The 14,226-nt window shown below is 50.0% G+C and carries 15 protein-coding genes; 13 read left to right on the top strand and 2 right to left on the bottom strand.

Going from position 1 to position 14,226, the window contains the following annotated elements:
• The first annotated feature begins 85 nt into the window (after window positions 1-85).
• Together MTP40_RS09315 and guaA are read left to right on the top strand one after the other, a co-directional pair.
• On the top strand, window positions 86-718 hold the full coding sequence (locus tag MTP40_RS09315; protein WP_035393594.1) for a GyrI-like domain-containing protein: 633 nt from the start codon (window positions 86-88) through the stop codon (window positions 716-718).
• 100 nt (window positions 719-818) lie between these two features.
• Window positions 819-2,369 carry a glutamine-hydrolyzing GMP synthase gene (gene guaA, locus MTP40_RS09310; RefSeq protein ID WP_097773655.1) on the top strand — a complete coding sequence of 517 codons (1,551 nt, stop codon included), beginning with the start codon at window positions 819-821 and terminating at the stop codon, window positions 2,367-2,369.
• 157 nt (window positions 2,370-2,526) lie between these two features.
• Here guaA and MTP40_RS09305 read toward each other — a convergent pair whose 3' ends face one another.
• A complete protein-coding gene (locus MTP40_RS09305) occupies window positions 2,527-3,030 on the bottom strand; it encodes a helix-turn-helix domain-containing protein (protein ID WP_249259231.1) in 504 nt (167 codons plus the stop codon).
• A gap of 333 nt (window positions 3,031-3,363) precedes the next feature.
• On the opposite strand from MTP40_RS09305, the gene MTP40_RS09300 reads away from it, so the two are divergent.
• The 6 genes from MTP40_RS09300 (at window position 3,364) to MTP40_RS09275 (ending at window position 7,919) form a co-directional block, all read left to right on the top strand.
• Window positions 3,364-3,549 (top strand): hypothetical protein, encoded by a 186-nt coding sequence (locus MTP40_RS09300; protein ID WP_015538532.1) that lies wholly within the window; start codon window positions 3,364-3,366, stop codon window positions 3,547-3,549.
• 4 nt (window positions 3,550-3,553) lie between these two features.
• Window positions 3,554-4,630, top strand: a complete 1,077-nt coding sequence (locus MTP40_RS09295) for a site-specific integrase (RefSeq protein ID WP_249259230.1) — start codon at window positions 3,554-3,556, stop codon at window positions 4,628-4,630.
• Complete coding sequence (locus MTP40_RS09290) at window positions 4,627-4,956, top strand: plasmid mobilization protein (RefSeq protein WP_249259229.1); 330 nt, start codon at window positions 4,627-4,629, stop codon at window positions 4,954-4,956. The genes MTP40_RS09295 and MTP40_RS09290 overlap by 4 nt, the downstream gene beginning before the upstream one ends.
• Window positions 4,953-6,119 carry an AAA family ATPase gene (locus MTP40_RS09285; protein WP_249259228.1) on the top strand — a complete coding sequence of 389 codons (1,167 nt, stop codon included), beginning with the start codon at window positions 4,953-4,955 and terminating at the stop codon, window positions 6,117-6,119. Before MTP40_RS09290 ends, MTP40_RS09285 begins: the two co-directional genes overlap by 4 nt.
• Before the next feature lie 44 nt (window positions 6,120-6,163).
• Window positions 6,164-6,397: a complexin-2 gene (locus MTP40_RS09280; RefSeq protein ID WP_097778380.1), complete on the top strand. Its 234-nt coding sequence runs from the start codon at window positions 6,164-6,166 to the stop codon at window positions 6,395-6,397.
• A gap of 253 nt (window positions 6,398-6,650) precedes the next feature.
• Window positions 6,651-7,919, top strand: coding sequence for a plasmid recombination protein (locus tag MTP40_RS09275; RefSeq protein ID WP_371316233.1), 1,269 nt, complete (start codon window positions 6,651-6,653; stop codon window positions 7,917-7,919).
• 62 nt (window positions 7,920-7,981) lie between these two features.
• Here the strand turns inward: MTP40_RS09275 and MTP40_RS09270 are convergent, their stop codons facing one another.
• The gene (locus MTP40_RS09270; protein WP_217296352.1) at window positions 7,982-8,524 is read right to left on the bottom strand and encodes a hypothetical protein; all 543 of its coding nucleotides are present in this window, start codon (window positions 8,522-8,524) and stop codon (window positions 7,982-7,984) included.
• Between the two features lie 285 nt (window positions 8,525-8,809).
• Here MTP40_RS09270 and MTP40_RS09265 point away from each other — a divergent pair, with 285 nt between their 5' ends.
• Genes MTP40_RS09265 through MTP40_RS09245 form a run of 5 tightly spaced genes read left to right on the top strand, consistent with a single transcriptional unit; the run spans window position 8,810 to window position 14,224 of the window.
• Complete coding sequence (locus MTP40_RS09265) at window positions 8,810-10,372, top strand: type I restriction-modification system subunit M (protein ID WP_158394857.1); 1,563 nt, start codon at window positions 8,810-8,812, stop codon at window positions 10,370-10,372.
• Window position 10,373: 1 nt separating this feature from the next.
• Window positions 10,374-11,405, top strand: coding sequence for a virulence RhuM family protein (locus MTP40_RS09260; RefSeq protein WP_249259227.1), 1,032 nt, complete (start codon window positions 10,374-10,376; stop codon window positions 11,403-11,405).
• 18 nt (window positions 11,406-11,423) lie between these two features.
• Window positions 11,424-12,332 carry a hypothetical protein gene (locus tag MTP40_RS09255; protein WP_249259226.1) on the top strand — a complete coding sequence of 303 codons (909 nt, stop codon included), beginning with the start codon at window positions 11,424-11,426 and terminating at the stop codon, window positions 12,330-12,332.
• A complete protein-coding gene (locus MTP40_RS09250) occupies window positions 12,325-13,668 on the top strand; it encodes a restriction endonuclease subunit S (RefSeq protein ID WP_249259225.1) in 1,344 nt (447 codons plus the stop codon). The genes MTP40_RS09255 and MTP40_RS09250 overlap by 8 nt, the downstream gene beginning before the upstream one ends.
• A gap of 28 nt (window positions 13,669-13,696) precedes the next feature.
• Window positions 13,697-14,224, top strand: coding sequence for a restriction endonuclease subunit S (locus MTP40_RS09245; protein WP_249259224.1), 528 nt, complete (start codon window positions 13,697-13,699; stop codon window positions 14,222-14,224).
• The last annotated feature ends 2 nt before the right edge of the window (window positions 14,225-14,226 follow it).

Genomic DNA, 14,226 nt, shown 5'->3' with positions numbered 1-14,226 from the left:
TTGCCAAAAAGTGCTTTACAAATAAAGGTTGTTATGATATGCTGACATTAAAGAAACAAGATGTCGAAGAATGGAGGACGGCACTATGGCGTTTGACTATAAGAAGGAGTACAAGGAGTTTTATCTTCCACCCAGGAAGCCGGGTATTGTAACTGTTCCGCCGATGAATTTTGTGTCTGTACAGGGCAGGGGAGACCCCAATGAACCAGGTGGGGAATATCAGGCGGCAATGGAGTTGCTGTATGGCATTGCCTTTACCATCAAGATGAGCTACAAGGGAAGCCATAAGATCGACGGTTACTTTGAATATGTTGTCCCACCGTTGGAGGGTTTGTGGCATCAAGAGGGGGTGGACGGTGTGGACTACGCCCACAAAGAATGCTTTGAGTGGACAAGTATGATCCGCCTGCCGGATTTCGTGACCCGGGAAGTGTTCGATTGGGCCGTTCAGGAAGCGACTGCAAAAAAGAAGAAGGATTTCTCCAAAGTGCAGTTCCTCCACTATGATGAAGGACTTTGTGTGCAGTGTATGCATGTTGGTTCTTATGATGCCGAACCGGAGACGCTGGAGCAGATGGATGCTTTTGCGCGGGAACAGGGCTATGAGACTGATTTCACCGGGCACCGCCGTCACCACGAAATTTACCTCAGCGATCCGCGCCGGACAGCACCGGAAAAATTGAAAACGGTGCTGCGGCATCCTGTTCGCGTAAAATAAAATCGGGAAAGTTCACAAAGACTGTCGATTTTCGTTGTGAGATGTGCTATACTATATCTATCTGTAAAATTCCATTGGATAGAAAAGGGAGGAGAACATCATGCAGCATGAAACTGTCATCGTGCTGGACTTTGGCGGCCAGTACAATCAGCTGATCGCGCGCCGTGTCCGCGAGAACAATGTCTACTGTGAAATCTATTCCTACAAAACTGACCTGTCGGTCATCAAGGCGAAGAACCCCAAGGGCATCATCTTCACCGGCGGCCCCAACAGCGTCTATCTGGAAGATTCGCCCACCATCGACCCCGAGATCTTCAACTGGGGCATCCCTGTGCTGGGAATCTGCTACGGCAGCCAGCTGATGATGCACCTGCTGGGCGGTCATGTCTGCCGCGCCCCTGAGCGTGAGTACGGCAAGACCGAGGTCTTTGTGGACAACAGCAGCAAGATGTTCGAGGATGTTCAGCCCTCCACCATCTGCTGGATGAGCCACAATGACTACATCGAGCAGGCAGCCCCCGGCTTCAAGATCACCGCACACACTGTGAACTGCCCTGTGGCTGCTGCAGAGAACGCCGAGAAGGGCCTGTACGCTGTTCAGTTCCACCCGGAAGTGCTCCACACCGCTGAGGGCAAGAAGATGCTCCGCAACTTCGTGTATAACGTCTGTGGCTGCTCCGGTGACTGGAAGATGGACTCCTTCGTGGAGAACAATGTCAAGGCTCTGCGGGAGCGCATTGGCGACGGCAAGGTGCTGTGCGCCCTGTCCGGCGGCGTGGATTCCTCTGTGCTGGCTGCAATGCTGGCAAAGGCTATCGGAAAGCAGCTGACCTGCGTGTTTGTGGATCATGGTCTGCTCCGCAAGAACGAAAAGGAAGAGGTCTGCTCTGTCTTTGGCCCGGGCAATGCCAACGGCTTTGATATCAACTTCATCTGTGTGGATGCCCGTGACCGCTATTTCAGCAAGCTGGCCGGTGTTACTGAGCCCGAGCGCAAGCGCAAGATCATCGGCGAGGAGTTCATCCGCGTCTTTGAGGAGCAGGCAAAGCAGATCGGCAAGGTGGATTTCCTGGCACAGGGCACCATCTATCCCGACGTTGTGGAGAGCGGCCTGGGCGGCGAATCCACCGTCATCAAGAGCCACCACAATGTCGGCGGCCTGCCCGATACCGTGGACTTCAAGGAGCTGGTGGAGCCCCTGCGCAACCTGTTTAAGGATGAGGTGCGTCAGGTTGGCCGCGAACTGGGCCTGCCTGAGTATCTGGTCAGCCGTCAGCCGTTCCCCGGCCCCGGTCTGGGCATCCGCATCATCGGTGAGGTGACCCCCGAAAAGGTTGCCATCGTGCAGGATGCAGACGCGATCTGGCGTGAGGAGATCGCCAAGGCGGGTCTGGATAAGGAGATCAACCAGTATTACGCCGCTCTGACCAATATGCGCAGCGTCGGCGTGATGGGTGACGAGCGTACCTATGACTATGCTGTGGCCCTGCGTGCCGTGACCACCACCGACTTTATGACGGCTGAGAGCTACAATGTGCCCTGGGATGTTCTGGGCACTGTGACCAGCCGCATCGTCAATGAGGTCAAGCACGTCAACCGTGTGTTCTACGATTGCACCGGTAAGCCGCCTGCCACCATCGAGCTCGAGTAATCTGCAGAATCTGAAAAGTATTGATACAATGCGATATTTTGAGAACCAAAAGGTGCTCTGATACTGCTTTGATACTATCAGACGATTATTCATAAAGAGAGACATGAAAATGCCCTCTGAGAAACGGTAAGTTTTTCAGAGGGCATTTTTGTGTCTTTTATTCTTTACGCCACTTTTTCTTCGGCTCGTACCGGCCGCAGCCGTCGGCGGTCTGTGGCCAGTTGAGCTTCCATTCCAGATACTCTTCCTTGGTGATCTCGCCCTCCCGGAGCTGCTTCTTACGGAGCTGCCACTCCTTCAGGAAATCATCCAGCAGGCGATAGCGGAAGCTGACTGCCATGTGCTTTTCCGGGAGATCCGGGTCGGTGGTGTCTGTGACCTCATAGAGCCGGGTGCCGGGATAGTGCTCGTCCAGCTCGAACAGAGTGTACATCACATCCTCTGCGGCGTACAGGGTCGGCTCATAGAGGGAACGGTAGTTCACGTCCAGCACCTCCGCAATCTTGCGGAGCAACTCTTCTTTAGGAGTGCGGGTGTTGCTTTCGTATTGTGCGATGCGGATGTCTGCGCTTTTCTCCTCAAACCCGATGGTAATGCCCAGTTCTTTCTGGGTCATACCTCGGAGGTTGCGGGCACGTTTGATGCGGTCACCGACTGCCATGCGATTGCCTCCTGACTTAAACATATTTGTTGAACCTAGTATAGCACAGAAAAATAGGAGGTGCAATAGAAAATAAACAAAAAAGTTTAAGATTTTACCTGAAAATCTCTTGACTTAACGGAATGTGTTTAGTATAATGAGAGCACAAAAAGATAAGCAAAAATGCTTAGTAAAATTGAATGACCGCCAAACTGATCCAAACCGCCAAGACCTTCCGAAAGGAAGCGAGCGCTCCACAAGGGGACGGCACAGCACCGCAAAGGGGATATGCCTGCCGGAAGTCAGCGAGGATGAAGCGGCACCGAAATGAAACCGACAAGGAAAGGACAAAAAATGGCAAACAGCATTTTTATCAAGGCAGACGAGCTGGCAAAGGAGTTGGACATCTCGCAGGGTCTGGCGTACAAAATGATTGCCCAGTGGAACGAGGAACTGAGAGCCAAGGGCTACACGACCGTGGGAGGCCGGGTAAGCAGGAGGTACTATCAGGAGAAAATCTACGGGGCAGGGGAGGAGTGATAGGATGCCAGCCTACAAGGACAACAGGCAGGGCACATGGTACGCTTCCTTCTATTTCGAGAACTGGCAAGGTGTGAAGCAGAAGAAGCTGAAACGGGGATTTGCCACCAAGAAGGATGCTCTGGCGTGGGAGCGGGAGTTCCTTCTTCAACAGGCGGCAGACCTGACCATGACATTTGAAGCCTTTGTGGAAATTTATATCACTGACAAAAAGAAGCGACTCCGGGAAAACACATGGTTTACCAAGGAGCATATCATCCGAACGAAAATCTTACCGTATTTCAAGGAAAAGCGGCTCGGCGAGATCAAGCCGCGGGATGTGATCGCGTGGCAGAACGAGATGCTGAACTACCGGGACAAAAACGGCAAGGCCTACTCGCCGACCTACCTCAAGACGCTGCATGGACAACTCAGTGCCATTCTGAATCACGCCGTCCGGTTCTACGGACTGAAATCAAACGCAGCAGCCACAGCCGGGTGCATGGGGTCAGAAAAGCACAAGGAAATGCTTTTCTGGACAAAGGAAGAGTACCTCAAATTCGCAGAGGTCATGATGGACAAGCCGCAATCCTATTACGCTTTTGAGGTCCTCTACTGGTGTGGCATCCGGGAGGGCGAGCTGCTGGCTCTGACTCCGGCAGACTTCGACTTGGACAAGGGGCTGCTCTCCATCACCAAATCCTATCAAAGGCTGAAAGGCCGGGATGTGATCACCGACCCGAAAACACCCAAGAGCGTCCGGGTCATCCAGATGCCGCAGTTTCTGACGGACGAGATCAGAGACTATCTGAAATCCCTCTACAAAGTCCAGCCAGACCAGCGGATCTTTGAGGTGACCAAGAGCTATCTGCACCACGAGATGGACAGGGGAGCCAAGGAAGCCGGGGTGAAGCGCATCCGAATCCACGACCTGCGGCACTCCCATGTATCGCTGCTGATCGAGATGGGCTTCTCGGCGCTGGCAATCGCAGACCGGGTGGGGCATGAGAGCGTGGACATCACCTATAAGTACGCCCATCTCTTCCCCTCAAAGCAGCAGGAGATGGCACAGAAGCTGAACATGGAGCGAAAGGAGGGATGAAAATGGAACGAGTACTCGACCAGCAAGGCCGCTGGCGGAACAAGGTGGTAGCCTTCCGAATGTCCCCGGAAGAGGACGAGGTTCTGGAAGCCAAAGTAAAGCTCTCCGGGCTGACCAAACAGGAGTATATCATCCGCCGCCTGACCGACCGGGAGGTCACCGTGGTAGGCAACCCAAGGGTCTACAAAGCCTTGCGAGACCAGATGAGGCTGATCTATCAGGAATTGCAGCGGCTGGCCGTGGATGAAGAAGTTCCGCCGGACTTGCTGGAGACCCTGCAAATGGTGGCTCTGACGTTGAATGGACTTAAGGAGGAATGCGAATGACGGACAATAGAAAAACGACCGTACCGGGTGCATCTGTTGGCGCAGATGCGGTACAGTCGTCCTCAAAAATCAACACCAATATTATAACAAATTCGGACAAGCAAATCAATCTGCAAGCCGCGAAAAAGTCAAACAATTTCGGGCTGAACACGATATCAATGACTGAGCTGTACGACACGGTGTATCCACCTCGGAAACCCATCGTGAACGACTTGCTGTACAGTGGCACCTACCTCTTCGTAGGTGCGCCCAAGGTGGGTAAGTCCTTCTTCATGGGGCAGCTTGCCTACCATGTGGCGATGGGGCTTCCGCTGTGGGAGTACGAGGTGCATCAGGGCACCGTCCTCTACCTGGCATTGGAGGACGATTACGCCCGGCTGCAGCGGCGACTCTCCCGGATGTTCGGGGTAGAGGAGACCAACAATCTCTACTTCGCAACGCAAGCTAAGTCCGTGAGCGAGGGACTTGACCAGCAGTTGGAAGGATTCATCCGGGAGCACCCGGATGTACGGCTCATCATCATCGACACCCTGCAGAAGGTGCGGGAGATCGGCGGTGACCGATACAGCTACGCCAGCGACTACGAGATCGTGACCAAACTGAAAACTTTCAGCGACAGGTACGGCATCTGCCTGCTGGTGGTTCATCACACCCGGAAGATGGAAGCCGAGGACAGCTTTGATATGATCTCCGGCACCAACGGTCTGTTGGGTGCAGCGGATGGCGCGTTCATCATGCAGAAGAAGCGGCGCACGGACAACACCGCACTACTGGACATCGTGGGGCGTGACCAGCCGGATCAGGAGCTGACATTGGAGTTTGACCGGGAACGCTGCGTGTGGAAGTTCCAAGGAGCCGAAACGGAACTTTGGAAGCTGCCGCCCGACCCGCTTCTGGAAGCGGTGGCAAAGATGCTCAGCCCGGAACAGCCAGAGTGGAGCGGTACGCCCACGGAGCTGCTGGAACGTCTGTCTGGTGTGAGCATACAGGCAAACATCTTGACCCGGAAGCTGAACGTGAGTGCCGACAGGCTCTACAACGATTATGGAATTCGGTACGAAAGCAAGCGCACCCATGAGGGCAGAGTGGTCAAATTAACGCTGGAAAATTCTGGGGGCGTGACGATTCGTGACGGTTGTGACGGTATTTTTGCTACTATGTAAAATACCGTCACAATCGACACAACCGACACGGAATGGTGATAATGATGAAAAATGTGCAGATTTCACAGGAACTTTTCGTCGCCTTGCTGCATTATCATTTGAGCGGCGAAAATGAGTACGAAGAGGTCATTGAGCAGGGTCTGGAGCAAAAATTGGATGCGATGCTGCGGCATGAGCTGTATGCCCAGTACAAGACAGCACCCACCGAGGAACAGCGGGAGCAGGCTCGGCAGGAGTATCTGGACAGACGAGGCGTGCCAGAAAGCTTCCGCTGGTGAGTCCCTCTATTGGCAAAGTACAGGAGCGTGTCACGCTCCTGTGAATGCAATCACGCAGGAAGGTGGTGTTGGACCGGGCAGCGGCGAGGTACAGCGAAACCCCGTCCGCAGACGGAAGCCCCCGGCAGGGCGCAAAGGCATCTTTTGATGGACGGAACGTCTGTCAAAAGTGCTTTTGCGTTACTTTCGACGAAAGTAACAAAGCCTTTGCCGTGTCCGGCACCAGTTACTTCCACAGAGAAAGGACGTGCGATTGAAAAGAACCATTTCCGCAATGCGGGGTCCCGGCTCCCTCAACCATAACCGGAGAAGTTTCATCGCTGAAAACGTAGACCCGGAGCGCAGCAGCCTGAATGTTATGTACCGGGATGAACCGATTCAGAAGGTGTACCACGAACTGTTTGACGAGGCAGTGAACCGCTACAACGCCAAGCAGAAGCGCAAGGACCGCTGTATCACCGACTACTATGAGCACCTGCGGACAGGCAAGCAGGAAAAGCTTTTCCATGAGCTGATCGTCCAGATCGGCAACAAAGATGATATGGGTGTCCTGACCGAGAATGGCGCACTGGCAAAGGAACTGCTGGACGAGTATATGCAGGGCTTCCAAGAGCGGAACCCGACACTGCGGGTGTTCGGGGCTTTCCTCCACATGGACGAAGCTACGCCCCATCTGCACATCGACTTCGTGCCGTATGTGTCCGGCTGGAAGGGCAAAGGACTGGACACCAAGGTGTCCCTGAAGCAGGCGCTGAAAGCCTTGGGCTTTGCAGGCGGTTCTAAACTGGAATCCGAGCTGAACCAGTGGATCAACGCCGAGAAAGAGCAGCTTGCTGCCGTGATGGAGAGGCATGGCATCGAGTGGGAACAGAAAGGCACCCACGAAGAGCACCTGTCTGTGCTGGACTTCAAAAAGCAGGAGCGTAGTAAAGAGGTAGCGGCTCTGGAAGCTGCCAAGCAGGAGTGCCAGACCGACCTGATCGAGATGCAGGAGCAGCTGGAAACAGCGCAGACAGCCGTAGACGCTGCCGAGCAGCGGATGCAGAAAGTGGAGCAGACCTACCAGAAGCAGAGCCAGAAGCTGAACAAGCTGGCTCCCATTATGGAAGGTTTGGAAAACCTGTCAGCGCAATACTCCCAGCGGCCAGAAGAATGGGTGCCAGAAGCAGCCACATTTGAGACCGCCAAGAGCTATCGGGAGAAGAAGGCCATGCCGCTGATCCAGAAGTTGGTGAAGGTACTCTTTGCCCTCCATCGGAAGTACTGGGAGGTCAAGGATGAGAGGGATAAGTATCTGCACTTCTATCAGGACGAGAAGAAGGCTACCCATCATCTAAGCCAGCGGCTGAAAGAGGTGGAGGCTGAAAACTCTCAGCTCTATGCGATGAAACGTGATTTCAGGCGAGTATGGAACTATTTCGGTGCCGAAAAGATGCAGCAGGTCATTGGACTTATGAGGGAGCGGGAGCAGACTGCGGATAGAAGCCAGAAGAAGAACAGGCAGAACAACGTAGAGCTGTAAGTATAGCAGCCCCCGCCAGCGAATGTTGGCGGGGGCTGTACATATAAGTGATATTTTACTCTTTACTCAAAAAGTTCCGGGGCAATATCCGTCAGAGCAAATCCGGGAATGTCTTTCTCGTCTTTGTAGGTGCCATCTTCAGCCAGAAACTCGACCATTGCAAAGTCCGCAACTGGAATCTCAGATTCACAGACATACCAGTTCAGGTAGTCATTAGCGGTTTGTTTGAGGGTTGAGGCAACGCTGCGGTCAGCGTTGTACTTGTCGCAGAAAGTGCGCCAAGGCAGATACCGCCAGATTTTACCATTGGTCCTGATGGTAATGCGGCACATGATTTTGTCGTTGGACAGGCCGGTATTTTTGGCACCAGCATGGTCATTGGCAGTCAGCCAGACGACAGGGTGATAGTTTTCATATTTGTCAACGGATTTATAACCAATTTTCTGCCCATTAAAAAAGAGTGGTTCGTCATGGAGCGTGGCGTTGTCATATTTCAGATTGGAAGGTGTCAGAAGCAGTTTCCCAGTTGCAAGAATCATCCGATACTTGATGAGGCTGGTGTAATGATACAGATTTTCGGGCAGTTTGGTCTTTTTCGCTTTCATTTGTTTCCCTCCAAAACCGTAGATGCTTACTGATACGAAACACCGTCTGAGATGCAGATAGTGGACAAGATTGAAAAAAGTGTACACTATCTCGCTGAAAAATGCAATAGAAATTTTTATCGGCTTGCAATCACGGAAAAGCTGTGGTACGCTTTACTAGGATAGTATAAAGGGAAAGTATATCCTTTTCAGAAAAAACACCATGATGTACCAATAGTGGTACATTTACTATGTTAAAATGAAAGAAAACAATGCGGAAATCCGCATTTGATGGAGGAAATAAAAATGGTAGACACCAAAAAAGAGCAGGAACGCGAAGAACTGCACCGTGCAATCTGGGCGATTGCTGATGATCTGCGCGGCGCAGTGGACGGATGGGATTTCAAGAGCTACGTTCTCGGTACGATGTTCTACCGTTATATTTCGGAGAACATTGCCAGCTATATCAATCAGGGCGAAATTGATGCAGGCAACCCGGACTTCCGCTATGAGGATATGCCTGATGCAGAGGCAGAGCAGGCACGGGAAGGGCTGGTACAGGAAAAAGGGTTCTTCATTCTGCCCAGTGAGTTGTTCTGCAATGTACGAGCAAAAGCGGCCAGCGATGAAAACCTCAACGAAACGCTGGAAACAGTCTTCCGGCACATTGAGGAATCCGCAAAGGGCAGCTCCTCTGAGGGACAGTTTGCAGGGCTGTTTGATGATTACGATGTGAACAGCAACAAGCTGGGCGCGACCGTTGCCAAACGCAATGAAAAGCTCGTGAAGCTGCTGAACGGCGTAGCAGATATGAACCTTGGAGATGTGAAAGAGCATGACATTGATGCTTTTGGCGATGCCTACGAATACCTGATGACCATGTACGCCAGCAATGCGGGCAAGTCCGGCGGCGAGTTCTTTACGCCTGCCGATGTTTCGGAGCTGCTGACCCGGCTGGGTACGGTAGGCAAGAAGGAAATCAACAAGGTATATGACCCGGCCTGCGGCTCTGGCTCGTTGCTACTGAAGGCAGAAAAGGTGCTGGGACGGGACGCTGTGCGCAATGGCTTCTTTGGGCAAGAAATCAACATCACAACGTATAACCTGTGCCGTATCAATATGTTCCTGCACGACATTGAGTTTGACAAATTCGACATTGCCTGTGAGGATACGCTGACAAATCCGCAGCACTGGGATGATGAACCCTTTGAGCTGATCGTATCGAATCCGCCGTACTCCATCAAGTGGGCCGGTGACGAGAATCCGCTGCTCATCAATGACCCGCGTTTTGCTCCGGCTGGTGTGCTGGCTCCGAAGAGCAAAGCGGACTTAGCGTTTATCATGCACTCGCTGGCATGGCTGGCTTCCAACGGTACGGCTGCAATCGTCTGCTTTCCCGGCATCATGTACCGTGGCGGCGCAGAGCAGAAGATCCGCAAGTATCTGGTGGACAACAACTTCATTGACTGCATCATCCAGTTGCCGAGCAACCTGTTCTTTGGTACCAGTATTGCCACCTGCATCATGGTGCTGAAAAAGGGCAAAACAGATAATAAGATGCTGTTCATTGATGCTTCTTCCGAGTGCGTCAAGGTGACCAATAACAACAAACTCACCCAGGAGAACATCAACAAGATTGTGGACACCTTTGCACAGCGGGCAGAAAAAGCACACTTCTCCCATCTGGCGGAGTATTCCGAGGTGCAGGAAAATGACTATAACCTGTCGGTTTCCACTTATGTGGAGGCCAAGGACACCCGCGAGAAGATCGACATTGTGAAGCTGAACGCTGAAATTGCGCAAATCGTAGCACGAGAAAACGAACTGCGGGCCGCCATTGACCAGATCGTGGCAGAAATCGAGGGCTGAAATGGAAAACGAAAAGAAAGATTCTGCATTGATACGTTCTTCTGCGGCTGAATATTTGACCTTTGTTGCCTCCACAGGGGAGGACAGGGACAGCATCGAGATGCGCTACGAGGATGAAAACATCTGGCTGACGCAAAAGATGATGGCGACCCTTTACGATGTATCTGTCGCGGCGATAAACCAGCACCTGAAAAAGATTTTTGAGGATGGGGAATTGCAGGAAGAAGCAGTTATTAAGAAATACTTAATAACTGCTACGGACGGAAAAAAGTACAACACGAACCACTATAACTTACAGGCAATTATTGCGGTTGGCTTCAAGGTGAACAACCAGCGGGCGGTGCGGTTCCGTGTCTGGGCGAACCAGATCGTGGAGCAGTACACCATCAAGGGGTGGGCAATGGATGAGGAGCGCCTGAAAAACGGCGGCACAGTCCTGACCAAGAAATACTTTGAAGAGCAGTTGGAGCGTATCCGGGAAATTCGCATTTCGGAGCGCAACTTCTACCAGAAACTTACCGATATTTACGCTACTTCGATGGATTATGACCGCAATGCGCTGACCACAAAAGAGTTCTTTGCGAAGGTGCAGAATAAGATGCACTATGCCGTGCATCGCCATACGGCGGCAGAACTGATCTATGAGCGTGCCGATGCTGAAAAGCCGCACATGGGGCTTCACACATGGAAGGATGCTCCCAACGGCAAAATCAAAAAGAGCGATGTTTCGGTGGCGAAAAACTACCTGACCGAAGATGAAATGAAGTCCATGGAGCTGATCGTTTCGGCATACCTCGACCTTGCCGAGAACCGTGCCCGTCGTCATATCCCCATGACCATGGAGGACTGGGCCAAGCGGCTGGACATCTATTTGCAGGCAGATGATCTGGAAGTGCTGAAGGACGCAGGCAAAATCTCGGCACAGCTTGCAAAGATGCACGCCGAAACGGAGTTTGAAAAGTACCGTGTGGTGCAGGATCGGCTGTACCAGAGCGATTTTGACAGGTATTTGGAAACAAATTCAATTGAATAAAATGGAAAGGAGATACTTATGGGGCAGACAACCCAAAGAGGAATAAAAGAACAAAACTGTTTGGATTTGGTGAAGCGGGGATTCTTTTGGCGTGATGATGTGCCCTGTGAGGAACCTTTTGGACACCGTACAATTCTAAATGTAACTGATGATGAATTTAATAATGGGCTTTGGCAGTGGCTTGTAAATCACGAATGCTATAAAAGCTGTTTTGGATTATTAGAAGATGATAGGTTTGAAATTGCGAGCATCCTGAGAACAGCTAAACCGAATGAACGCCTTAGTGAGTTCCCTGATTTTATATTCCGAAAAGGATTTATAGAACATTTTCAGATTACATCATCTAAAACTACTCGAAAAGGAGCGGAACACAAGAAAGACGAACAAGCCTTTCAAAGTGCAGTTCAAAAAGAGCAAGAAGAGGTAAGAAAGCAGTGGGAGCATGAAATGGAGTGTAATACGCTACGCTCAACAAGCTGGATTTTTGAATATGGTGCACATAGTTATGAAGATTTGGAGAAATCTTTTCAAAATAGCTGGAAAAAACATCTTCAAAGCCTTGAAAAATATAATGGAGCTAAAGAAATAGGAGTTTTCATGATCGAGTATGATGAAAGCGCACTAGGAATGGCAGAATGCGTGTATACAGACTGGATCAATGGTATGTCGCAAGGCGATATGCGTAGACAAGAAAATTTCAAAAACTATCGCCTTAGCAGAGATAAGAAAATTCTGAATTATATTTATCAATTCAAGGATAAAATCAAATATGTGATTTATGTGTATAACGATGAGTTTGAAATCATTAGAACAGATAACATTCCATATTTGCTTAAACTAATGCCTTGGAATTATATGATTTATCCGATGATTGTACAAAAAAAGCAAACGATGAGCTGTATTAGGTGGGAAATGAAAAATGAGTAAACTGGATAAACTGCTTCGAGAACTTTGCCCGAATGGTGTGGAATACAAAAGAATTGGCGATTTTGCAATGTGCTTTCCGGGGGCTACGCCAAAAACAACACACCCTGAATACTGGGAAAATGGAACAATTCCGTGGATGAGTTCTGGCGAGGTAAATCAAGAAGAAGTTACGTTTACCGAAAAGAAAATAACCCCAAAAGGCTATGACGAAACGAGCACAAAAATGGTGCCAGTTGGAACGGTTGTTATAGCGCTAGCAGGACAAGGAAAAACAAGAGGAAAAGTAGCGATAACAAGAATCCCATTGTGTACCAATCAGTCATTATGCGCGATTGTAGTTGATGAAACAGTTATAAGCAAATATTTGTTTCATTACCTGCGATCACAGTATGCAAGAATACGAGAAATATCGTCGGGAGACGGCACACGTGGAGGCTTGAATCTAAAAATGATTAAGGCATACGTGGTGCCAGTACCGCCTATTGAGGTTCAAGAAGAAATAGTACGTATTTTAGATAGTTACACGGAAAAAATAGACGAGTTGACCCAAAATCTTATGACAGAGATTACGGCGAGGAATACGCAATATGGCTATTATAGGGATAAACTGTTGACTCCTAAGGATGATGTGGTTGTGGAAACACTTGGCAATATTTGCAGATTTGTGCGAGGCCCCTTTGGCGGAGCATTGAAAAAGGAAATATTTAAACCAACAGGTTATGCGGTTTATGAACAGCAACATGCTATATATCGCAAGCTGGAGTTTAGGTATTATATTGATAAGCAAAAATACGAGGAATTAAAGAGATTTGCAGTTCATCCGGGGGAGATGATTGTTAGCTGTTCTGGAACGATTGGGAAAACATTTGTGATTCCTGAAAATGCGCCGGAAGGCGTGATAAATCAAGCGTTATTAAAATTAACCCCTACAAATAGAATCAATGTTTTTTACTTGCAATACTTTTTTGATAACACAATATCAAAAATATTGAATAGTGTGGCAAGAGGCGGTGCAATAAAGAATATTCCTTCGGTTGAAGAATTAAAAGCAATTAAAATTCCTATTCCAACATTAGAAGTACAGCAACGTTTAGTCGAAGTGCTGGACAACTTTGAAAAAATCTGTTCTGACCTCAATATTGGCTTGCCTGCAGAAATTGAAGCCCGGCAGAAGCAGTACGAGTATTACCGAGATAAGCTCTTGACATTTGCAGAAACCGGCAACACAATTTTGAGCAGAGCAGAGCAGAGCAGAGCAGAGCAGAGCAGAGCAGAGCAGAGCAGAGCAGAGCAGAGCAGAGCAGAGCAGAGCAGAGCAGAGCAGAGCACTGATTAAGCTCCTACAGTATGTGTTTGGTTATGCCATGTTGCCGCTGAGTGAGGTTGCAAATGTTTTTCGAGGTGAGTACATTACCAAGAAAAACGAAAACGATGGTAATATTCCCGTGATTTTGGGCGGACAGGAACCAGCATATTATATTGACCGTGCTAACCACATCGGCGAAATTGTCGCAGTGGCTCGGAGCGGTGCATCTGCTGGATTTGTTTCTTACTGGAATGAACCGATTTTTATTACAGATGGCTTTGGATATGAAGCGAAGAAAGAAGTTGTTGCACCGAGATATCTGTACTACGTACTAAAAAACAAGGAAGCAGAGTTGAATGGAATGAAGCGTGGTGCAGGTGTTCCCCATGTGAGTGGTGAACGACTGGGAGAGATAAATCTGCCAGTGCCGCCCATTGAGGAACAGAAGCGCGTTGTTTCTATTCTTGACCGCTTTGATGCCATCTGCAATGATTTGACCAGCGGCCTGCCCGCAGAGATTGAAGCAAGACAAAGGCAGTATGAGTATTACAGAGATAAACTGCTGACGTTCAAAGAAAGAGGATGATG

The organism is Faecalibacterium sp. IP-3-29, from assembly GCF_023347335.1.
Classification (GTDB): Bacteria; Bacillota; Clostridia; order Oscillospirales; family Ruminococcaceae; genus Faecalibacterium; species Faecalibacterium duncaniae.
Note: the sequence above shows the minus strand (reverse complement) of the source record. Positions and strands in the feature narration are given on the sequence as shown.

Coding starts and splice junctions, on each gene's coding strand:
- MTP40_RS09255 (WP_249259226.1), top strand. CDS start 11,424: ATGGGGCAGACAACCCAAAGAGGAATAAAAGAACAAAACTGTTTGGAT.
- MTP40_RS09265 (WP_158394857.1), top strand. CDS start 8,810: ATGGTAGACACCAAAAAAGAGCAGGAACGCGAAGAACTGCACCGTGCA.
- MTP40_RS09290 (WP_249259229.1), top strand. CDS start 4,627: ATGAAAATGGAACGAGTACTCGACCAGCAAGGCCGCTGGCGGAACAAG.
- MTP40_RS09285 (WP_249259228.1), top strand. CDS start 4,953: ATGACGGACAATAGAAAAACGACCGTACCGGGTGCATCTGTTGGCGCA.
- MTP40_RS09260 (WP_249259227.1), top strand. CDS start 10,374: ATGGAAAACGAAAAGAAAGATTCTGCATTGATACGTTCTTCTGCGGCT.
- MTP40_RS09280 (WP_097778380.1), top strand. CDS start 6,164: ATGAAAAATGTGCAGATTTCACAGGAACTTTTCGTCGCCTTGCTGCAT.
- MTP40_RS09300 (WP_015538532.1), top strand. CDS start 3,364: ATGGCAAACAGCATTTTTATCAAGGCAGACGAGCTGGCAAAGGAGTTG.
- guaA (WP_097773655.1), top strand. CDS start 819: ATGCAGCATGAAACTGTCATCGTGCTGGACTTTGGCGGCCAGTACAAT.
- MTP40_RS09295 (WP_249259230.1), top strand. CDS start 3,554: ATGCCAGCCTACAAGGACAACAGGCAGGGCACATGGTACGCTTCCTTC.
- MTP40_RS09315 (WP_035393594.1), top strand. CDS start 86: ATGGCGTTTGACTATAAGAAGGAGTACAAGGAGTTTTATCTTCCACCC.
- MTP40_RS09245 (WP_249259224.1), top strand. CDS start 13,697: ATGTTGCCGCTGAGTGAGGTTGCAAATGTTTTTCGAGGTGAGTACATT.
- MTP40_RS09270 (WP_217296352.1), bottom strand. CDS start 8,524: ATGAAAGCGAAAAAGACCAAACTGCCCGAAAATCTGTATCATTACACC.
- MTP40_RS09250 (WP_249259225.1), top strand. CDS start 12,325: ATGAGTAAACTGGATAAACTGCTTCGAGAACTTTGCCCGAATGGTGTG.
- MTP40_RS09305 (WP_249259231.1), bottom strand. CDS start 3,030: ATGGCAGTCGGTGACCGCATCAAACGTGCCCGCAACCTCCGAGGTATG.